This is a genomic window from Photorhabdus sp. S10-54 (assembly GCF_963878145.1).
Classification (GTDB): Bacteria; Pseudomonadota; Gammaproteobacteria; order Enterobacterales; family Enterobacteriaceae; genus Photorhabdus; species Photorhabdus kayaii.
Genome location: NZ_CAWNXG010000002.1, coordinates 138,795 through 158,255, shown reverse-complemented (window position 1 = coordinate 158,255; position 19,461 = coordinate 138,795). Strand labels below are relative to the sequence as shown.

Sequence of the window (19,461 nt, the reverse complement as noted above, 5' to 3'; positions counted from 1 at the left end):
ATATAATTAAAATATAAATGCAGGCGATAGAGAATATCCCCAAATTAATATTAAATACCTGCGATAACTTTTATCTCGACTTTGTATTTGGGATTCATTAGTTTAGCTTCAACTGTGCAGCGTACAGGTGCGCTTCCTGCAACAACCCATGCATCCCAGGCGGCATTCATGCCAGCAAACTCTTTTCCATCCGCCAGAAAAATAGTGGCGTCGATAATTTTGCTTTTATTAGAACCGAGACGCTGTAACATGATATCAATAGCGGCCAACGTATTCGCTGTTTGCTCAGTAATATCACCATCCAGATTTTCTGGTACGGCGGTGTAGTAAATAGTTTTATTGTAAACTACCGCTTCAGACCAGCGATCCTGTGGATCAATACGTTCAATTGTCATGGATACTCTTCCTGTGAATGATTATCTGCCTGATTTTGGGTGGTGATCAGAACATACTATTGGCATAATCTCCATCCATTCTATTGAAAGAGACGGTTTGTGTCAGACGATTTTGCGAAAAATGGTGCCCTTGCTAAAGCAATAACAGGTTTTAAACCCCGTGATGCTCAAAGAGAAATGGCAGTGGCTATTGAGTGTGCGATTAAAAACCATCAACGATTGGTCGTAGAAGCAGGCACGGGAACAGGTAAGACATTTGCCTATTTAGCACCCGCGTTGCGTTCTGGGCAGAAAGTTATCATTTCCACAGGTTCTAAAGCATTACAGGATCAGCTCTATAATCGTGATTTACCGACAGTTGCTGAAGCAATTAATTTCACCGGTAAATTGGCGTTGTTGAAAGGTCGTGCGAATTATCTGTGCTTGGAACGGTTGGAGCAGCACTCTTTTGGGGGCGGGCAATTGGAAGCAGAAATTCTGTCAGATATTGTTCGGCTAAGAGGCTGGTCGTCACAAACTGAAGAGGGTGATATCAGTACTTGTCACCAAGTGGCGGAAGATAGCCAGGTTTGGCCGTTGGTCACCAGTACGAACGATAACTGCCTTGGCAGTGATTGCCCACGTTATCAGGAATGCTTTGTACTCAAAGCCCGCCGTCGGGCAATGGAGGCAGATGTTATCGTTGTTAACCATCATCTGTTTATGGCGGATATGGTGGTGAAAGAAACGGGATTTGGTGAGTTGATCCCGCAAGCAGAAGTCAAGATATTTGATGAGGCACATCAAGTCCCTGATATCGCTAGTCAATATTTTGGTCAGCAATTAAGTAGCCGCCAACTGATGGATCTCTCAAGAGACATCACTATGGCGTATCGCACGGAAGTCCGAGATCAAGTTCAGTTACAAAAGAGCGCAGATCGTCTAAGTCAGAGTACACAAGATTTCCGGCTAGCGTTGGGAGAGAATGGTTATCGGGGTAATTTGCGGGAGTTATTGCAAAATCCGCAAGTCCAGCGAGCATTAGTATTGCTTGATGATGCGCTTGAGCTTTGTTATGACGTGATAAAATTATCTTTAGGGCGTTCAGTCATGTTGGATGCGGCATTTGAAAGGGCAACAATTTATCGTAATCGTCTTAAACGCTTGAAAGAGGTGACTATCCCCGGTTATAGCTATTGGTTTGAAAGTTATGGTCGTCATTTTCTTTTAGCACTTACACCGCTGTCTGTTGCCGATAAATTTAATGAGATAATTAATGAGCAATCCGGTTGTTGGGTGTTCACCTCAGCGACACTCTCTGTTAACGAGCAACTTTCCCATTTCACTGAACGACTAGGTTTAAAAGAGGCGAAAACGTTATTACTGCCAAGTCCATTTGATTATCAAAGCCAGACGCTACTTTGTGTTCCCCGTCATCTACCATCACCAAATCAGCTTGGTAGTGCAAAATGGTTGGCAGAGATGCTCAAACCACTCATTGAAGCCAATAAAGGTCGATGTTTCTTTTTATGTACTTCACACCAGATGATGCGCAGTCTGGCTGAATCGTTCCGTGCCAACATGACATTGCCGGTTTTGGTTCAAGGTGAAACCAGCAAAGGCCAGCTACTTTCGCAATTTATTGCCGCCGGCAACGCTTTATTGGTGGCAACCAGCAGTTTTTGGGAAGGTGTTGATGTGCGCGGTGAGGTGCTTTCCTGTGTCATTATCGATAAATTGCCCTTTACGGCACCGGATGATCCACTGCTAAAAGCCCGTATTGAAGATTGCCAACTTAGAGGTGGTGATGCATTTAATGAAGTTCAGTTGCCGGATGCGGTGATTAGTCTGAAACAAGGTGTCGGGCGGCTTATTCGTGATATTGATGATTATGGCGTCGTTGTCATTTGTGATAATCGTTTAGTGATGCGTCCATATGGTGAAGTGTTTTTGAATAGTTTGCCACCTTCACCACGGACCCGAGATTTAAAGAAAGCAGTCGCTTTCCTTCAAGCTCGGCAATCTCCTAACATTTCTGGTAAAAAAGGTTAAGTGTAGAAAATATGGTCTCGTTCTAGGGTTATCGGATGAACAATTAGCCAGGCTAATTGAAAAAGATCATTTTTCGGGGGGATTAAATATGGTTAAAAAGTATCGTAGTGATGCGTTTGCTGCAATTCACGAAACGATGGAGGCACTAAGCGAAATAGAGGATGTCAGTAAGCAAACTATGCGTGAGTTTGATGCTGCTTGTTTGACTCCCATAGAATCATTATCTCCAGAGGAAATACATTCTCTTCGTGAGCATTTGTCACAGCCTGTTTTTGCCCGCGATATTTGTAACAGTAGATCACGCTAGGAAGTGATGGAGTATGGTTGCCAACTGAGTAAAATCGACTAGGCTATGATAAAATAGCACCTTATTTTGGATTATATTTCTTGCCGAGGTGCTTAAGGCATGCCTGTACGAATTCTGGCTATTGATACTGCAACGGAAGCTTGTTCTGTTGCTCTTTGGAATGATGGTGCCGTTTTGGCGCAGTTTGAAATCTCTCCACGTGAACACACGCAACGTATTTTACCTATGGTTCAATCTGTTCTGGCAGAAGCGGGGATTAGTTTACAGCAGCTTGATGCTCTAGCTTTTGGCCGTGGGCCGGGGAGTTTTACTGGTGTGCGTATTGGTGTTGGTATTGCTCAGGGCTTGGCTTTGGGGGCTGAACTGCCGGTGATTGGTGTGTCAACGCTCAATGCAATGGCTCAAGGTGTTTTTCGTCTGCTAGGTGCAACTCAGGTATTAACCGCCATTGATGCCCGGATGGGAGAAGTTTATTGGGGGCAATATATCCGTAATCAGCAAGGTGAATGGCAAGGAAGTGAAACAGAAGCAGTGTTGAAACCGGAACAGGTACAGGCATTCATGGCTTCATTAAGTGGCGATTGGGTGGTTGCTGGTACTGGCTGGCAGGCTTATCCTCAGTTGATGGCAAGTCATTTAACGTTAACTGATAGTAGTATCACATTACCTCATGCTGAAGATATGTTACTTCTGGCGATACAAATGTGGCAAAACGGTGAAGTGACGGCCGTAGAACATGCTGAACCGGTATACTTGCGTAATGAAGTTACTTGGAAAAAATTACCGGGCCGTTAAGTATCTATTGATGAAACTTGTAGTAAAAGAAAGTATCAAATAGACAGAGTTATTTTAAACATCATGATTGGGACAATTTTCAGGAGAAGGTGGTTATGTTAAGAGTAATAAACTACCGGACGAGTATTAACGCGCTAATCTTATTAGGTGCTGTAATGCTTACAGGCTGTATCACCGTTCCTGATTCAATAAAAGGAACGTCACCAACGCCTGTTCAAGATCTGCTTTCTGTTAAGAGTACGCCTGAGCTGTTTATCGGGCAGGAAGGGCGATTCGGCGGCAAGGTACTTGGTGTAGTAAATGAAAATCACCGTACTCGTCTGGAAATATCGTCATTGCCATTAGCATCGGATGCCAGTCCAGAATTAGATGAGCCTTCCCTTGGCCGTATCTATGTTTATGTTAATGATTTCCTTGATCCTGACGATTTTAAAGGAAATTACGTCACTGTCGTAGGTCCGATAGTGGGATTGAAAAAGGGAAAAATTGGTTGTGCGGATTATGCTTATGTTGTGATTAATGCGATGGGTTATCAACGCTGGAAAGTTGTTCAGCGAGTATTGATGCCTTATGGCCCGGGGCCTTGGAATTATTATGGCTATCCATATTATTCAGGTTGGGGATGGAATTGGTATTACCCCGACTCCACACTTGTTGAGACTATTTTGACCAGATAGAGTTATTTTAATCGGGATTGTTGATATACACTTTGTGACATTGTAACTTTCTTTCCAGTTTGAGCCGCCGCAATAATATGTGGCGGTAATTTATCTGTTATTTCCTATCTATCTTTGGATTGATCGTTAATTTCATCGCAATTCTTGCACCCAAACCCGCAGTCATCTCTTCTACTAGAATTTTCTGTAGTTCATTAGGAATATCATTCGAATGCAGTATGACAAAACCAAATTTGTCATATAATTTGCGGCTTGGTAGAAAATCACGAAAAGTTGTGAGGTAAAGTGCGGTTTCTTTGTTTTGTTCTAATTGCTCAATGATTAAGCTAAGCAGGGTACTGGCAATACCTTGGTCATGATATTTCGGTAACACATCAATCTCAGCTAGCAGCATCAATTGATTTAAACGGCGGATTAGCGCAAATCCAACCAGTTTTTGATCACTTTCAGCGACCCAAAGCCGTTGTTCCTGAATACTTGATTCAATTTCATACGCGGGTAGGGTTTGATCGCCGAGTACTTTTGGTAAGAGTTCTTCTGGAAAAAGGGACGCAGCTTGGCGCTCTATGTCGCTGATAGTAGCACTATCTTTATAGGTTGCCCTTCTGACCGTAATGTTATTTATAATCATTTTTTATTACCATTGGTTTTTTAATAATGCATTGGAATAGACGAAAGCAATAAATGCTATTTCAAAAATGCTATCTTAAGCAAAAAATAAGTAGGTCAATGTATAGTCAATAGCTACAAAGTTAAATATTAATTGTGGCAATAATATACTGATAAATAAAAATAATTTACAGACAACACAATTCTCTTTGTTTTTATGTATCAGGATTAACGTGAAATTAGTGATGTGTATCTCAACCTGAACAATGTTTCTTTTTTAAACTGGTACGCTGAGTTAATAATTTGTTAAATCAAAGCGTGCGTTATTTATTAGGCGAGTGATAACATAGCAATTAAAATTTCAGGAGTACTACCTTGGAGAAAGTCTGGCTAAAACATTATCCGGCGGATGTTCCTGCGGAAATTGACCCGGATCGTTATGCATCATTGGTTGAAATGTTTGAAAATGCCGTAGCGCACTATGCGGATCAACCTGCATTTATCAATATGGGTGAGATTATGACCTTTCGTAAGTTGGAAGAGCGTAGTCGGGCATTTGCAGCATATTTGCAAAATGGCTTGGGATTAAGTAAAGGAGATCGCGTTGCGCTGATGATGCCAAACCTGCTGCAATATCCCGTTGCACTGTTTGGTGTTCTACGTGCAGGTATGATTGTCGTAAATGTAAACCCGCTGTATACGCCACGTGAGCTTGAACATCAGCTTAATGACAGCGGCACTTCCGCTATTGTGATCGTCTCCAATTTTGCCCATACATTGGAAAAGATCGTTTTTAATACTAAAGTTAAGCATGTTATTTTGACGCGTATGGGGGACCAACTATCTCGTCCTAAAGGTACGTTGGTTGATTTTGCGGTGAAATATATTAAACGGCTGGTACCGAAGTATAATCTGCCTGATGCCATTTCATTTCGTTGTGCGATACAGAAAGGTTATCGCATGCAATATGTAAAACCAGAAATTAACGGTAATGATTTGGCTTTTCTGCAATATACTGGTGGCACCACTGGCGTAGCTAAGGGGGCTATGCTGACTCACCGTAATATTTTGGCAAATCTTGAACAGGCAAAAGCGGTTTATTCTCCATTATTACGTGTAGGCCAAGAGCTGATTGTTACGGCGTTGCCTCTCTATCACATATTTGCGTTAATGGTAAATTGCTTGTTACTTATTTACTTGGGTGGGTGCAATCTTCTGATCACTAACCCGCGTGATATTACGGGTACAGCTAAAGAATTAGGTCGTTATCCGTTCACTTCTGTCACCGGGGTAAATACATTGTTTAACGCCTGGTTGAATAATGAAGAATTTAAGAAGCTTGATTTTTCTACGCTGCGTCTGGTTGTTGGTGGTGGTATGCCGGTACAGAAAGCGGTTGCTGAGAAATGGGCAAAAGTGACAGGCACCAACCTGCTTGAAGGTTATGGTCTAACAGAATGTTCACCTTTGGTTTCCTGTAATCCTTATAATTCGAAACATTACACTGGCAGTATTGGTTTCCCGGTCTCTTCAACGGAAATCAAACTTATGGGTGATGATGGTAATGAGGTAGAGATGGGCCAGCAGGGAGAATTGTGGATACGTGGCCCACAGGTGATGGTTGGTTATTGGAATCGTCCTGATGCAACAGAAGAAGTGTTGAAAGATGGTTGGGTAGCAACGGGTGATATTGCGAATGTTAATGAACAAGGTTTCATTCGTATCGTAGATCGTAAAAAAGATATGATTTTGGTTTCTGGTTTCAATGTGTATCCTAATGAAGTTGAAGATGTTGTATCAGCTCACCCTAAAGTGCTAGAGTCAGCAGCAATAGGGGTATCAAGCGAAAGTTCCGGTGAAACTGTCAAAGTATTTGTGGTTCGGATAGATCCTAGTTTGACCGAGGATGAACTTAAAACCCATTGTCGTCGTTATCTAACAGGGTATAAAGTACCAAAGATCATTGAGTTCCGGGATGAATTACCTAAGTCTAATGTAGGTAAGATTCTTCGTAGGGAACTGCGTGATGAAGAGGAAAAGGTCAGGAATGTAGCTATAGCCTGAGATCCTCTTCATAATATTGATAAGCACGACAACGCCGGTATTAGCCGGCGTTGTCGTGCTTATTCCATGAATGGCTAAGAGAACTATGTTTTGAATTATCAGTTGATCACCACAGATGCTCAGTTGCAACAAGTTTGCGAAGGGGCAAAAAAATACTCAAAAGTAGCATTGGATACTGAATTTGTACGCACACGGACGTATTACCCACAATTAGGTTTGATACAACTGTATGATGGCGAACAACTTTCTCTGATTGATCCACTTAATATCACCAACTGGCAACCTTTCCGTGAGTTAATTACTCATCCTCAAATATTGAAGCTGTTACATGCTGGCAGTGAAGATTTGGAAGTTTTTCTGAATGCTTTTCAATGCTTGCCGGAACCGATGATTGATACTCAGGTCTTGGCGGCTTTTATTGGGCACCCGCTTTCATGTGGCTTTGCCGCGCTGGTGGCTGAATATATCCATGTCGAGCTGGATAAAAGCGAATCCCGCACTGATTGGCTTGCCCGTCCGTTAAGTGAAAAACAGTGCGAATATGCAGCAGCAGATGTTTATTATCTGTTGCCTTTAGCGGATATCCTAATGACTGCAACAGAGCAGGCTGGATATATGGAGGCTGCGACGGGTGAGTGTCAACTTATCTGTCGACGCCGTAAAGAGATCTTGGCGCCGGAATGTGCTTATAAACAGATAGGTAATATCTGTCAATTACGTCCCCAACAGCTTGCGTGTTTGAAAAAACTGGCCGCATGGCGTTTGAGTCAGGCCAGAGAACGCGATTTAGCCGTGAACTTCGTCATTCGTGAAGAAAACCTATGGCAGGTAGCGCGTTATATGCCAACTTCTTTGGCAGAGTTGGATGCGTTAGGGCTAAGTGGGCAGGAGATTCGTTGTCATGGTCGTCGCCTATTGGCAATGGTTGCTGAAAGTGGAAATATTCCAGAAAGTGAATGCCCGCCGCCAATGACGAACCTGATTGATCAACCTGGTTATCGTAAAGCATTTAAGGATATTAAAGCGCTGATCCATCAGGTAAGTGAGCAGCATAGATTTAATTCTGAATTATTGGCATCTCGTCGTCAGATTAATCAATTACTCAGTGTTCACTGGAAATTGAAACAATTAAATGGCAAACCTGAACTGCTTAGTGGGTGGCGGGGAGAGTTGCTGGCTGAGCCAGTCTCAGAGATTCTGGCGAACTATCCTGATTAACCCATATCAGAGCCTTAGCCTGACGCCAGTCTAAAGCATGAGAAGGGGTTCCCGGTTAGGGGTTCCCCATCTCAGATTGCCACATAATTCGTTTGTGGTTACTTTGATGGCGGTAGTGATAAAACAGCACTGTTTACCCGCGTTATTTTTGAGGTTCTTCTACCTCAGGTAATGTTATATTCAGCTCTAGGACGGAAATATCATCACCTTTCTGCTCAAATTGTACAGAGAGCATATCTGGATCGACCTGTATATACTTACAGATTACTGCCAAGATATCCCGTTTCATATCAGGCAGATAAGCAGGTTCAGAATCACCGCGGCGACGCTCTGCCACGATGATTTGCAGCCGCTCTTTAGCGATATTTGCTGTCGTTTTTTTTCTCGACAGAAAGAAATCTAGCAAGGCCATGTTTTATCCCCCAAACAGGCGTTTTAAGAAGCCTTTTTTCTCTTCTTCAATGAAGCGGAAAGGACGTTCTTCCCCTAATAAACGTTCAACAGTATCTGTATACGCTTTTCCTGCATCAGATTCTGTATCCAGAATGACCGGTTCCCCTTGGTTAGATGAACGCAGTACAGATTGATCTTCCGGAATAACACCGATTAAAGGAATGCATAAAATTTCCAGAACGTCTTCCATACTTAGCATATCACCACGACTTACACGGCCTGGGTTATAGCGGGTTAATAGCAGATGTTCTTTAATGGGATCTTCACCCCGTTCAGCTCGTCGAGATTTTGAGGCCAGGATACCCAGAATACGGTCTGAATCACGTACGGAAGAGACCTCAGGATTTGTTGTGATAATGGCTTCGTCAGCAAAATAGAGTGCTATCAACGCGCCACTTTCAATCCCTGCTGGGGAGTCGCAGATAATAAACTCGAAACCTTGTTTATCCAGATCAACTAAAACTTGCTCAACGCCTTCAGTAGTGAGAGCGTCTTTATCGCGGGTTTGCGATGCTGGTAGGATATAAAGATTCTCGGTACGTTTATCTTTAATTAATGCCTGATTAAGCGAGACGTCTCCTTGGATAACGTTCACGAAGTCATAAACTACGCGGCGTTCACATCCCATAATCAGATCGAGGTTACGCAGGCCGATGTCAAAATCGATAACGACGGTCTTTTTACCTCTTTGAGCAAGGCCGGTAGCAATGGCCGCGCTTGAAGTGGTTTTGCCAACGCCACCTTTACCTGATGTAACAACAATAATGCGTGCCATGAAGTGATTCCTTATTAAAAGGGCTAGATTAAAGGTTCAATAGTTAATTCATTATTTACCAGGCTAAGTTTTGCGGCTTTTCCTGCTAATTCAGTTGGGATTTTATCGCCGAGCCAATATTGCCCTGCGATAGAGACAAGTTCAGCATTTAAATGGGTGCAAAAAACCAGGCACTCCTGATCACCGGATGCACCGGCTAATGCTCGACCACGCATCATACCGTAGATGTGAATATTGCCGTCTGCAATCAATTCGGCACCGGCGCTTACATTACTGGTAACAATAAGATCACTGCCTTGGGCATAAATCCTTTGACCTGAGCGAACAGGTAAATTAATTACACGGGTTTTTTTAATTGCGGGTTCGGCCGGTTTATCTTCCTTTGCCGAGGTTTTTTGTTTTTTTCCTTCACTTAGTAGTGGTAAGGATGCTTTTATTACCGCCCTGCGTTGTTGCTCATCACGACAACCACTTATTCCGACAATACGGAATCCTGCTGAATCAATAGCGTAATGCAGTGCTTTCAGATCAGCGCTTGCCGGCAGAGCGGAGATATTAATGACAACAGGCGCATTTTTCAGGAAATCCGGTGCTTGTTCCACTTTTTCCTGTAGGGCCTGTAGAATGATTTCTGGTTGGTCATTGTGTAAATGAACAACCGAAAGCGTAAAATTACTGCCTTTTAGCTCAATTGGCGACTGTGACATCTATCCTGCCTGACTCAGATTCAGCAAATTTGAGATCCCCCCAGAATACCCTCTGGGATACGATATTTAGAAATACAATAAACATGTTATAATTACTGAATTATTCAAGCAAGTTGTGACCTGAATTTAAAAGAGTTTATTATAATGATTTGTGCGATCTACAGAAGTCCGAAAAGGGAGCAAACATATCTTTATGTTGAAAAAAGAGATAATTTCTCTCGCGTTCCCGAAGAGTTACTGAAAAGTTTTGGACAGCCCCAATATACAATGACGATCTCTCTGGTAGACAGAAAAAACTTGGCTGGTGCTGATATCGAAAAGGTAAAAATATCGTTAATTGAACAGGGTTTTTACCTACAAATCCCCCCTCCGGTTGAAAACTTAATGAATGCACATCTGAACCAGATGGAAAAATAAGAAGAATCCAGGGGCTTGATGAGCAAAATTAACCGTCGGCGCGGTTTTATTAACCACCACAATATTCACAATGAGTTGTGCTTTTATAAGGGAAACAATCTGGTTTGCCTCTCAAAGGAAAGGTTTCCTTATTTTGCGATCAGTTTTGGCGTGGTGGCCGATAAGATGGGCAATAAGTGCTATAATTATGGGTATGTTGCCTAATAAACCAGAGTGAGAAACGAATATGTATCAACACAGAGACTGGCTGGGGGCATTACTGGATCTTCCTGTCAATAAAGTGGTTTGCGTTGGTAGTAATTACGCTAAACATATTAAAGAGATGGGGTCTCAGCCAGCGGAAGAGCCAGTCATTTTTATTAAGCCGGAAACTGCACTGTGTGATATACATCAGCCAATTGCAATTCCAAAGGATTTTGGTGTTGTTCATCATGAAGTTGAACTGGCTGTACTGATTGGTACGCCGTTGAAACAAGCAAATGAAGAGCGAGTTGGCGCCGCTATCGCGGGTTTTGCTGTTGCATTGGATCTCACCTTGCGTGATTTGCAATCTAAATTCAAGAAAGCGGGTCAACCGTGGGAAAAAAGTAAGGCGTTCGATGGCTCTTGCCCGATATCTGGGTTTATTCGAATAAGTCATTTTGGTGATCTGCGGAATGTCCAGTTTTCACTGACAGTCAATAATGAGCTACGGCAGAACGGTAATAGTAACGATATGTTGACACCCATTGTTCCCCTGATCAGCCATATGTCGCACTTTTTCACTTTGCGGCCGGGAGATGTCATTCTCACTGGTACACCGGAAGGTGTTGGAGCACTGAAACCCGGTGATGTGTTAAAGGTTACTCTGAATGATAATTCACTCACTACCAGGGTGATTTGAATAATATAAGGAATAGTAGAGTTATGTCTCAGCCTTTCTGGCAGGTAAAAACCTTAGATCAGATGACGGATGAAGAATGGGAGTCATTATGTGATGGTTGTGGGCAGTGTTGCTTACATAAATTGATGGATGATGATACCGATGAAATTTATTTTACTAATGTTGCTTGCAATCAACTCAATATAAAAACGTGCCAATGCAAAAATTACGAAGATCGTTTCAGATATGAACCGGATTGTATCAAATTAACCCGTCATAATTTGCCGACTTTTGCATGGTTACCAATAACTTGTGCATATCGTTTGCTTGAAGAAGGGAAGCCATTATTACCGTGGCATCCTCTGATTAAAGGTTCGAAATCAGCAATGCATAGCGAAAGAATTTCTGTTAGGCATATCGCTGTACGGGAAATTGATGTTGTGGAATGGGAAGACCATATTATTAATAAACCTTGATAATGATTTAACTAACTGTAATTTAATAAGTTATTTTCTGTGTTTCCCAAGTTGGGAGCTTGCTCTAGAGCTAAGTTAACCAGTGGATATATCCACCAAAAATGAACTAAAGGTTGATTGTATATAATTGCATCTATACTATTACCATTAGGTAATTGAACCTGTGGTCTATTATAGGAGGCATAAAGTATGCCAATACATGTGGGAAACATAGAAAAGATTACCAATGATTTCATCCAATTGAGTGAGTTAGAGTTCAATCGTGTTCTGTATGATGCTCTTGATTCCTCTGGTACTAATATTGTGCATGATGTGGATGAACTCATTTTTCCACCTGGTTACCGGTTGATCAGGGTTGATAACAGGCTAGATTTGGATGATATAGATGAGCCCTATTTTGAATTAGCGCTACTTAGTGACGAAACAAAAGAAGTAGTTTATTACAACAAAGTTATTATATTAAGTGACTTGGTGCTTAACTGTCGCCTCGCTTCGCAGATACTTGTGTGGCGAACGAGGAAGCCACAACATAAAGCGGCATTAAGTGATTTGGCCGCTAAAATCTTTTTCCACTATCTGATTAAAACCTATGATGTTGTTGCTTCAAATATGAGTCAAATAATAGAAGGCACCTCTTTTTGGCAAGCCAGAATGTATGAGGCGTTACAGTTTGGGCTTCATGTTTACGGCTATGACGTTATGACTTGTGAATTAAGAAATATTTTAGCTGAAGATGATGTTAGTAAAGAGCAGTGTTGGTTGTGGGGTAATGTGGAATATTATATGGATAGACTGGCAATTATTTCCAGGATCAAACTGCCTAATAAGTAATTAATTTTTTCCAGGTTATATCTGAGGTGAATATAATGGTTCGAACTAACTCGAACCATTATCAATTAATTACAAAGCACCGGAAATCCAAACATTAATTTTATCATAGAACGATTTAATTGATTCCCACGCTCTGCTTATCCATTCAGAGAGTTGCCTGGCTGCATCAAGTATAAAATTTGAAAGTCTGCCAAATAAACTGGAGAAGAATGCATTAGTTTTTTCCATAAAACTTTGTATTGCTGCTCTAGAGTTAGGAAATTGTAACCCGAATTGAATGGCTTTATCGTAACTTGTATCAATTTGTCTGTTGTTCTCATCTTTGGTTCTTTGACGAGATTTGTTCATGTTATCGATCCAGTCTTGGTCTGCGTTGTCTGGATCAGCGGTAATCGCTTTCTGATATTTCTGTGTGCTATCAGTTACACTTGCCTTAGAAACGTTTGTTGTTGAATTAGCACCAGATTTCACAGAATCTTTCAATTCATTAATAATACCATCTATTTCCTTATTTTCGGTAATATCTATACTTTCATATTGTTCCCCAAGCGTATTTGCATATGCTTGGAGTTCAGGTGTCGATGGCATAAATGGTTCAATTTTAGAATCATTTAACATCCGTTTTGCGTGTTGGCGCATTTCGTTCATGAGGTCGATAAATTGAATATCAGTCAGTACAATATTGGACATAAATTATTTCCTTTTATTTAGTTAGTAAACTATCTATTAAATGTAAAAAGTGTAAAACTCTTTATTTAAGTTGGAGGGAATAAGTTAAAAATAAGTGATGTTATCTATATTTATTTATGTCTATTTTGGTTCTCCTATAATGTTTAAAAGTTTAATGTCGGCGGTAAATTTATTGCTTAGGTATTATATCTGGAAGTGCCGGAGAATAATTTCCGGCACCTAAAACATAAAACATTTGGATAAACAGAGTTTAATCTTGAGTCCATTCAAGAAATTTCACTCTGCTAAATGTTTAATGCTAACTTTATAAATGATTTTTTTGATTACTGAACTTTATAAACCAATGTATTGTCGGGGTGAGATAGTGTCAATTTTTGATCTTTCAACTTCACTTTAACGCCATCTTCTAACACTTGACCAATTAGGTAATCCCATCTATTCAATTTTTCATCAGAGCAAAGCATCTGAGTGCTGGCCAGGTTTTTAACGGTCAGTACACCATTTTTCAGTTTACCTTGACCCATAAAGAGATTACACATGGAACCAGAAACGTGCATTTTTTCCCCGAATTGAATGGTTGGTACGCGACCATCTTGATTTTTCACGCCTTCGCCATTAACGCTCACCAGAACAAATTTGTGACGTTGTAAATCATCAACTGACACGTTTTCTACCGCAGACGCTTGGAATGTGGCTAACAATAAAGTTGCTGTTGCCAAAGGTAGTATTTTTTTCATGTTTATCTCCTATATATTATTTTAAGGGTACTTACTAACAATATTTGGGCAATTTTTCCCGTTGATTAATTGCTGGATATTTCTCAGCGTAGTTTCACTGATACTGGTTAAGGCTTCTTCTGTCAGAAATGCCTGATGACCGGTAAACAGCACGTTATGACATGAAGACAAGCGACGAAAAATATCATCCTGAATTACGTCATTAGATTTATCTTCAAAGAAGAGATCGCGTTCATTCTCGTAAACGTCCATACCCAGAGCGCCAATTTTTTGTTGTTTTAATGCGCCAATGGCTGCGATGGAATCAATTAGAGCCCCTCGGCTGGTATTGATGATCATTACGCCGTTTTTCATTTTGCTGAAAGCAACTTCATTCAGCAGATGATGGTTTTCTGGTGTTAACGGGCAATGAAGAGATATGACGTCGGATTGAGCATACAGTGTATCCAGATCGACATATTGAGCACCGAGATTCAAAACAGCTTGATTGGGGTAGGGATCATGAGCTAGCAAACGCATACCAAACCCGTTAAGAATACGTAGAGTTGCAATACCAATCTTGCCGGTTCCGATAATTCCTGCTGTGCGGCTGTGCATATTGAAGCCAATTAAGCCTTCAAGAGAGAAATTGGCGTCACGGGTACGTTGGTAAGCTCGGTGGATACGGCGGTTTAAGCACAACATTAATCCGACGGTATGTTCAGCAACAGCTTCAGGGGAATAGGCTGGAACCCGTACAACCTGAATACCCAATTCTTCAGCTGCATCTAGATCGACATTATTAAAACCTGCGCAACGTAATGCGAGGATTTTTATATCCATTTCAGCCAATTCTTCGAGCACTTTACGGTCAGCATTATCGTTGACGAAAATACAAACAGCATCTGCACCAATAGCATTTTTGGCAGTTTTTGAACTAAGAGGGAAATCGAAAAACTCGAAATCATAACCAAATCCGAGCTTTTTATTGACCTGCTCCAGATGTTTATGGTCATACTGTTTGGTACTGTAAACGACTAATTTCATGGAATTATCTCCGCTATAATTTAAGTAGCTAATAAATTGTTTTGGGCTTAAATTATTGCTGACGTAAAGGGTTAAATAAACAATAAATTAATTAACTCTATAAGTGTATTGCTTGTTGTTCCCCTATATGTTCAACATAATTTTCTTAATAATCAATGTCTTAGTTTAAGGTGTGTCTGCTAAATTATGGAATAACAATATACCCTATGGATTTCAAGATGGATCGCGACGGCAAGGGAGAGAATCCCCGGGAGCATAGGTAACTATGTGACCGGGGTGAGCGAGCGCAGCCAACAAAGAGGCAACTTGAAAGATAACGGGTATAGAAGTAACCGATCTAAGGCTTAATAAGGAGAGGCAAGGATTTGATAACCAAAGGGTTAAAAATATTCATTACCATACCTATTCTGTTGGTATTACTGATGGCGGCGGGATGGTTTTCGATTCCTCATTGGTTACCTAAGGTTACCGGTCATTGGTTACCTCCAGGTATGACGGTTTCATTGAAACAACCAGAATGGAAAAATGGAGTTTTGCAACTGGCTGATATTTCATTGCAGGTGAAGGATTGCAGGCTTATTCGTGTATCGCGATTATCTGTTAGTTACCCATATTCAGAGATAGATAACAGTTATCATTGGCAATTAAATGCCGCAGATATTAGTGGGGATATCAATTGCCTAAATCAGTTACCTGAATCTACACAAGGTCTTGCTCCATTGTCTGTTGCTGATATTTTAGCTCATATTCCACAAGGAAGTTTGTCCGTGGAAAATCTTTCTTTTCATCCCTGGCAAGATTTTGCTGGAAGACTAAAATTCAATTCCTCTTCTCAGGGGCAAAAACTAAGTTATCAGGGGAAGAAGGTTAAATTGTCAGCGCATATTTATGGTAAGGAATCGCTAGTTATTGACCAACTGGCAATTAAATTACCAGAACAGGAAATCAGCCTTAATGGTGAAATGACTTTACCTCTTAATGTGGACAAACTACCTCCTCATGGTGAAGTAAAAGGTAAAATTATTGCCAGGCAATATGCGCACCCGCTAAATATCAAGTTAGGTTGGCGAGGGAAATCCGGCAAGCTTATTATCAGAGAAGAGGGGGCGACACTATCTTTGGCTGAATTACCTTGGCAGTTTAACCAAGAACAGCTTGATATTACTGATGGTAAATGGCGGTGGACTGGGGCGGGGCAACCTCTTGCGGGTGGCGTGAATATTAAGATTGCTCATTGGCAACAAGGGTTGGATAACCTGCTAATTAGTGGCCGTATAAATTTGGTCACTCAGGGTGAACGTGGTAAAGCGAATATTGTATTAACGATAAAACCGGGCCGGATAAACTCATTAAATACGCAACTTCCTTTTCAATTAACAGGTCAGATTAATGTGCAGGATATGATTATGGCTATGTCATTGCCTGCGATAATTAATGGTCCGTTGGTTAATCTGAAAATGACTTTCCAGTCAGGTTCGTTGTTTCGGGCTTGGGGGCGTTTGTCTGATGAGTTTATTGTTAAAGATGCCCGGTCACCGTTAGCGGGAGCTTATCTGACACGTGAAGGTTTTACTGGCCGGTTACAGGCAATTGTTAACGCACAACATCGTGACTGGGGAAAATTCCGTTTGCATCTTGATGGTCATGCTGAGGATTTTATGCCGGATAAAGGCTATTGGCGTTGGAACTATTGGGGGAATGGTTATTTGCCGCCGCTACAGGCTAAATGGGATATTGCCGGAAAAGGATGCTGGCGTGACACATTGATCAGCGTCAACGAAATGACTACCGGCTTTAATGTTATTAAACACGGCATGATCCGGGTAGATACGCCGCGTTTACAATTAACAAAGTCATTGGAATGGCAACGTTCAGAGAAATCTCTCGCCTTTAATGGTGAGTTACGACTGGCAACGAAGAAAATATCGTTTCGGTCTGGTGGCTTTTTGCCTCCCACTGAACTGACAGCAAAATTGATAGGGGAAAGCCCGAACAACTTTATTGTTAATGGTGATCTTTCATCAAGAAATATTGGTCCTATCCCTTTTTACAGTCGTTGGGATGGCGTCAGATTGCGTGGTGAAGCGCGTTGGCCTATTCAATCCTTACTCGCATTTCAGCCGTTGATACCTAAAGATTTAGGGATAAACTTGCGTGCAGGTGAGCTTTATGCACAGGCTGCTTTTTCTGCCACACAAGGGCAAGGTTTTGTTGCGGGTGGTCACTGGGCGGTAAAAAATGGCAGCATGTGGCTTAAAGATGGTGGAATCAGTGGACTTGATTTTATCTTACCGTGGCGACTGAGAGATAGTATCTGGCAATTTGGTATTAAATCGCCGGTTCAGTTACGAGTGAAAACAATAAATAACCTGTTTGAAATGCGTAACTTAACGGCGGATTTGCAGGGATTTTATCCGCCATCGGAACAAAAACCGCTGGAACTGACTAATGTGAATGTAGGTATGTTGGATGGGCATATTAACCTAGATAGATTAAGGTTTCCTCAGCAGCATCCTGCCATTTTGACGCTTGATAAATTGGAGCTAAGTCGCTTTTTGACCGTGTTGAAAGTTAAACAATTTGCGATGTCTGGCAAAATCAGCGGAAAATTACCGTTGTTTATTAATAATGAGCGTTGGATAGTTCAGCAAGGTCAGATTACCAATATCGACCATATGACCTTACGTCTGGATAAAGACACGATAGATTCCATTAACAAAGATAATATTTCCGCCGGTGCCGCTATGGATTGGTTACGCTATTTAGAAATCAGTCGCTTACGGGCGCAAGTCAGTCTTGATAATTTAGGGATTTTGACACTAAATGCTGAAATTCAAGGTGTTAATTCATTAAGGGATAAAAGACGGCAAGTCAAGCTGAATTACCATCATGAAGAAAATATCTTTCACTTATGGCGTAGCTTACGGTTTGGCAACAATCTTGAAGATTGGCTACAGCAGAATATATCTGTATTAAATGGGAGTGATAAATGACAAAACAAACTGGAATGAAGCTGTTCTTACTATCAATGGGGTCTTTAATGCTGTCAGGTTGTATACGCCTTGAAGTAGCAACACCGGAGAAGCCCATTAATATTAATATGAATGTCAAAATTGAGCATGAAATTCAGATAAAAGTAGACAGGCAAGTTGAAGAGATGCTTAAGAATAACACGGGTTTATTCTAGGGGGGCATTATGAAGAGAACAGGTACGGGAATATTGTTATTGGCTAGTGTATTGTTCAGCTCTTCCGTTGTAGGAATGACCCTGAATGAGGCAAAGCAGAAAGGGTTGGTCGGTGAAACTTTCAGTGGTTATCTGGCTATAGTGAAAACAGATAGTCAGGCACAAGCTTTGGTGGCAGAAATTAATCGAGCCCGTGAGAAAAAATACGCAGAAATTGCGGCTGGCAATAATATTTCTACAAAGCAAGTGGCTAAACTTACTGGCGAAAAATTGGTGAACAGAGCTGAACTTGGTGAGTATGTGCTTGGTATTAATGGTAAGTGGTTGAAGAAATAAAAGCGCGTCGAATGACGCGCAAAAGACAACAATATAAAAATATAGGCAATGTATGAATTATGGACAAAAACGTGGCTATCAGGAAGCTATTGCTTGCAAAACTTCACGGGCGGTTTGTTGCGCTTGATTTGCGGCATCAGGGCCTAATGCTACACCTTCGGTAAATACGAACTCTATATCAGTGAGCCCAATGAAACTCAGGAACAGACGCAAATAAGGCACTAACAGATCACTGGAGCCGTCTTTATGGATGCCGCCCCGGCTGGTCAGGATGATTACTTGTTTGCCTTTTAGCAGACCTTCAGGGCCATTCTCGGTATAACGGAAAGTCACTCCAGCACGGGCTATCAGGTCAAAATAGTTTTTCAGTTGGGTTGGAATGTGGAAGTTGTACATAGGCGCAGTGATAACAATAATGTCATTATCCTGCAATTCCGCAATCAGTTCGTCAGATAATGCTAACGCCTCTTTTTGGCGAACAGTCATTTCATTGCCACTTGGGCGTAATGCATGAACCAGTTCATTATCCAGAACAGGAATGGGTTGCGCGGCCAGATCACGTATCTTAATGCGGTCATCAGCATGATTGGTTTGCCACTTTTCAATGAAGAAATCTGCCATTTGGTTAGTATGTGAATGCTGCGCCATAATGCTGGATTTAAGAACCAGAACTTTACTCATGTTTATTCCTTAAATTAACTCTTGGTAATTTACTTGTTAATCACGATATATACCCTATGGATTTCAAGATGCATCGCGACGGCAAAGGAGCGAATCCCCGGGAGCATAGGTAACTATGTGACCGGGGTGAGCGAGTGCAGCCAACAAAGAGGCAACTTGAAAGATAACGGGTATAGTGATTCTATGA

At 41.4% G+C, this 19,461-nt stretch carries 22 protein-coding genes; 13 read left to right on the top strand and 9 right to left on the bottom strand.

Features of this window, described 5'->3' with window-relative positions; all coding sequences use genetic code 11:
• Positions 1–50: 50 nt before the first annotated feature.
• A complete protein-coding gene (locus AACQ83_RS01960) occupies positions 51–395 on the bottom strand; it encodes a RidA family protein (RefSeq protein WP_112876042.1) in 345 nt (114 codons plus the stop codon).
• Between the two features lie 99 nt (positions 396–494).
• On the opposite strand from AACQ83_RS01960, the gene AACQ83_RS01955 reads away from it, so the two are divergent.
• From AACQ83_RS01955 to AACQ83_RS01940, 4 genes are all read left to right on the top strand, one after another.
• Complete coding sequence (locus AACQ83_RS01955; RefSeq protein WP_112876041.1) at positions 495–2,426, top strand: ATP-dependent DNA helicase; 1,932 nt, start codon at positions 495–497, stop codon at positions 2,424–2,426.
• A gap of 88 nt (positions 2,427–2,514) precedes the next feature.
• Positions 2,515–2,733, top strand: a complete 219-nt coding sequence (locus AACQ83_RS01950) for a hypothetical protein (protein WP_205068642.1) — start codon at positions 2,515–2,517, stop codon at positions 2,731–2,733.
• Positions 2,734–2,832: 99 nt separating this feature from the next.
• Positions 2,833–3,528, top strand: a complete 696-nt coding sequence (tsaB, locus tag AACQ83_RS01945) for a tRNA (adenosine(37)-N6)-threonylcarbamoyltransferase complex dimerization subunit type 1 TsaB (RefSeq protein ID WP_112876040.1) — start codon at positions 2,833–2,835, stop codon at positions 3,526–3,528.
• Positions 3,529–3,623: 95 nt separating this feature from the next.
• Positions 3,624–4,205, top strand: coding sequence for a Slp family lipoprotein (locus AACQ83_RS01940; protein WP_112876039.1), 582 nt, complete (start codon positions 3,624–3,626; stop codon positions 4,203–4,205).
• Positions 4,206–4,302: 97 nt separating this feature from the next.
• Here AACQ83_RS01940 and AACQ83_RS01935 read toward each other — a convergent pair whose 3' ends face one another.
• The gene (locus tag AACQ83_RS01935) at positions 4,303–4,836 is read right to left on the bottom strand and encodes a GNAT family N-acetyltransferase (RefSeq protein ID WP_112876038.1); all 534 of its coding nucleotides are present in this window, start codon (positions 4,834–4,836) and stop codon (positions 4,303–4,305) included.
• Positions 4,837–5,189: 353 nt separating this feature from the next.
• On the opposite strand from AACQ83_RS01935, the gene fadD reads away from it, so the two are divergent.
• On the top strand, positions 5,190–6,878 hold the full coding sequence (gene fadD / locus AACQ83_RS01930; RefSeq protein ID WP_112876037.1) for a long-chain-fatty-acid--CoA ligase FadD: 1,689 nt from the start codon (positions 5,190–5,192) through the stop codon (positions 6,876–6,878).
• Between the two features lie 90 nt (positions 6,879–6,968).
• Positions 6,969–8,096: a ribonuclease D gene (rnd, locus tag AACQ83_RS01925; protein WP_112876036.1), complete on the top strand. Its 1,128-nt coding sequence runs from the start codon at positions 6,969–6,971 to the stop codon at positions 8,094–8,096.
• Positions 8,097–8,238: 142 nt separating this feature from the next.
• Here the strand turns inward: rnd and minE are convergent, their stop codons facing one another.
• From minE to minC, 3 genes are read right to left on the bottom strand one after another with little or no spacing between them, the layout of a single operon-like run.
• Positions 8,239–8,508 (bottom strand): cell division topological specificity factor MinE, encoded by a 270-nt coding sequence (minE, locus tag AACQ83_RS01920; protein WP_112876035.1) that lies wholly within the window; start codon positions 8,506–8,508, stop codon positions 8,239–8,241.
• A gap of 3 nt (positions 8,509–8,511) precedes the next feature.
• Complete coding sequence (gene minD / locus AACQ83_RS01915) at positions 8,512–9,324, bottom strand: septum site-determining protein MinD (RefSeq protein WP_112876034.1); 813 nt, start codon at positions 9,322–9,324, stop codon at positions 8,512–8,514.
• Between the two features lie 23 nt (positions 9,325–9,347).
• Positions 9,348–10,031: a septum site-determining protein MinC gene (gene minC, locus AACQ83_RS01910; protein WP_112876033.1), complete on the bottom strand. Its 684-nt coding sequence runs from the start codon at positions 10,029–10,031 to the stop codon at positions 9,348–9,350.
• 144 nt (positions 10,032–10,175) lie between these two features.
• Here minC and AACQ83_RS01905 point away from each other — a divergent pair, with 144 nt between their 5' ends.
• The 4 genes from AACQ83_RS01905 to AACQ83_RS01890 all read left to right on the top strand — a co-directional run bounded on the left by AACQ83_RS01905 (position 10,176) and on the right by AACQ83_RS01890 (position 12,617).
• Complete coding sequence (locus AACQ83_RS01905) at positions 10,176–10,448, top strand: YcgL domain-containing protein (protein ID WP_112876032.1); 273 nt, start codon at positions 10,176–10,178, stop codon at positions 10,446–10,448.
• A gap of 226 nt (positions 10,449–10,674) precedes the next feature.
• Positions 10,675–11,331 carry a fumarylacetoacetate hydrolase family protein gene (locus tag AACQ83_RS01900; protein WP_112876030.1) on the top strand — a complete coding sequence of 219 codons (657 nt, stop codon included), beginning with the start codon at positions 10,675–10,677 and terminating at the stop codon, positions 11,329–11,331.
• A 23-nt stretch (positions 11,332–11,354) separates the two neighbouring features.
• Complete coding sequence (locus AACQ83_RS01895) at positions 11,355–11,786, top strand: YcgN family cysteine cluster protein (RefSeq protein ID WP_112876029.1); 432 nt, start codon at positions 11,355–11,357, stop codon at positions 11,784–11,786.
• Positions 11,787–11,975: 189 nt separating this feature from the next.
• Positions 11,976–12,617: a hypothetical protein gene (locus tag AACQ83_RS01890; protein ID WP_112876028.1), complete on the top strand. Its 642-nt coding sequence runs from the start codon at positions 11,976–11,978 to the stop codon at positions 12,615–12,617.
• Positions 12,618–12,686: 69 nt separating this feature from the next.
• Here the strand turns inward: AACQ83_RS01890 and AACQ83_RS01885 are convergent, their stop codons facing one another.
• The 3 genes from AACQ83_RS01885 to AACQ83_RS01875 all read right to left on the bottom strand — a co-directional run bounded on the left by AACQ83_RS01885 (position 12,687) and on the right by AACQ83_RS01875 (position 15,070).
• Positions 12,687–13,307, bottom strand: a complete 621-nt coding sequence (locus AACQ83_RS01885; RefSeq protein ID WP_112876027.1) for a hypothetical protein — start codon at positions 13,305–13,307, stop codon at positions 12,687–12,689.
• Between the two features lie 323 nt (positions 13,308–13,630).
• Positions 13,631–14,044 carry a heat shock protein HslJ gene (hslJ, locus tag AACQ83_RS01880; RefSeq protein ID WP_112876026.1) on the bottom strand — a complete coding sequence of 138 codons (414 nt, stop codon included), beginning with the start codon at positions 14,042–14,044 and terminating at the stop codon, positions 13,631–13,633.
• Between the two features lie 21 nt (positions 14,045–14,065).
• A complete protein-coding gene (locus AACQ83_RS01875; protein WP_112876025.1) occupies positions 14,066–15,070 on the bottom strand; it encodes a 2-hydroxyacid dehydrogenase in 1,005 nt (334 codons plus the stop codon).
• Positions 15,071–15,435: 365 nt separating this feature from the next.
• Here AACQ83_RS01875 and AACQ83_RS01870 point away from each other — a divergent pair, with 365 nt between their 5' ends.
• The 3 genes from AACQ83_RS01870 to AACQ83_RS01860 are packed head-to-tail and all read left to right on the top strand — an operon-like array spanning position 15,436 to position 18,593.
• Positions 15,436–18,063 (top strand): YdbH family protein, encoded by a 2,628-nt coding sequence (locus AACQ83_RS01870; RefSeq protein WP_192880960.1) that lies wholly within the window; start codon positions 15,436–15,438, stop codon positions 18,061–18,063.
• The gene (locus AACQ83_RS01865; protein WP_112876024.1) at positions 18,060–18,257 is read left to right on the top strand and encodes a YnbE family lipoprotein; all 198 of its coding nucleotides are present in this window, start codon (positions 18,060–18,062) and stop codon (positions 18,255–18,257) included. The genes AACQ83_RS01870 and AACQ83_RS01865 overlap by 4 nt, the downstream gene beginning before the upstream one ends.
• Positions 18,258–18,266: 9 nt before the next feature.
• The gene (locus AACQ83_RS01860) at positions 18,267–18,593 is read left to right on the top strand and encodes a YdbL family protein (RefSeq protein ID WP_112876023.1); all 327 of its coding nucleotides are present in this window, start codon (positions 18,267–18,269) and stop codon (positions 18,591–18,593) included.
• 78 nt (positions 18,594–18,671) lie between these two features.
• Here the strand turns inward: AACQ83_RS01860 and AACQ83_RS01855 are convergent, their stop codons facing one another.
• Complete coding sequence (locus tag AACQ83_RS01855; protein ID WP_112876022.1) at positions 18,672–19,274, bottom strand: FMN-dependent NADH-azoreductase; 603 nt, start codon at positions 19,272–19,274, stop codon at positions 18,672–18,674.
• Positions 19,275–19,461 lie beyond the last annotated feature (187 nt).

Coding starts and splice junctions, on each gene's coding strand:
- AACQ83_RS01960 (WP_112876042.1), bottom strand. CDS start 395: ATGACAATTGAACGTATTGATCCACAGGATCGCTGGTCTGAAGCGGTA.
- AACQ83_RS01950 (WP_205068642.1), top strand. CDS start 2,515: ATGGTTAAAAAGTATCGTAGTGATGCGTTTGCTGCAATTCACGAAACG.
- tsaB (WP_112876040.1), top strand. CDS start 2,833: ATGCCTGTACGAATTCTGGCTATTGATACTGCAACGGAAGCTTGTTCT.
- AACQ83_RS01940 (WP_112876039.1), top strand. CDS start 3,624: ATGTTAAGAGTAATAAACTACCGGACGAGTATTAACGCGCTAATCTTA.
- AACQ83_RS01935 (WP_112876038.1), bottom strand. CDS start 4,836: ATGATTATAAATAACATTACGGTCAGAAGGGCAACCTATAAAGATAGT.
- minE (WP_112876035.1), bottom strand. CDS start 8,508: ATGGCCTTGCTAGATTTCTTTCTGTCGAGAAAAAAAACGACAGCAAAT.
- minD (WP_112876034.1), bottom strand. CDS start 9,324: ATGGCACGCATTATTGTTGTTACATCAGGTAAAGGTGGCGTTGGCAAA.
- minC (WP_112876033.1), bottom strand. CDS start 10,031: ATGTCACAGTCGCCAATTGAGCTAAAAGGCAGTAATTTTACGCTTTCG.
- AACQ83_RS01905 (WP_112876032.1), top strand. CDS start 10,176: ATGATTTGTGCGATCTACAGAAGTCCGAAAAGGGAGCAAACATATCTT.
- AACQ83_RS01900 (WP_112876030.1), top strand. CDS start 10,675: ATGTATCAACACAGAGACTGGCTGGGGGCATTACTGGATCTTCCTGTC.
- AACQ83_RS01895 (WP_112876029.1), top strand. CDS start 11,355: ATGTCTCAGCCTTTCTGGCAGGTAAAAACCTTAGATCAGATGACGGAT.
- AACQ83_RS01890 (WP_112876028.1), top strand. CDS start 11,976: ATGCCAATACATGTGGGAAACATAGAAAAGATTACCAATGATTTCATC.
- AACQ83_RS01885 (WP_112876027.1), bottom strand. CDS start 13,307: ATGTCCAATATTGTACTGACTGATATTCAATTTATCGACCTCATGAAC.
- hslJ (WP_112876026.1), bottom strand. CDS start 14,044: ATGAAAAAAATACTACCTTTGGCAACAGCAACTTTATTGTTAGCCACA.
- AACQ83_RS01875 (WP_112876025.1), bottom strand. CDS start 15,070: ATGAAATTAGTCGTTTACAGTACCAAACAGTATGACCATAAACATCTG.
- AACQ83_RS01865 (WP_112876024.1), top strand. CDS start 18,060: ATGACAAAACAAACTGGAATGAAGCTGTTCTTACTATCAATGGGGTCT.
- AACQ83_RS01860 (WP_112876023.1), top strand. CDS start 18,267: ATGAAGAGAACAGGTACGGGAATATTGTTATTGGCTAGTGTATTGTTC.
- AACQ83_RS01855 (WP_112876022.1), bottom strand. CDS start 19,274: ATGAGTAAAGTTCTGGTTCTTAAATCCAGCATTATGGCGCAGCATTCA.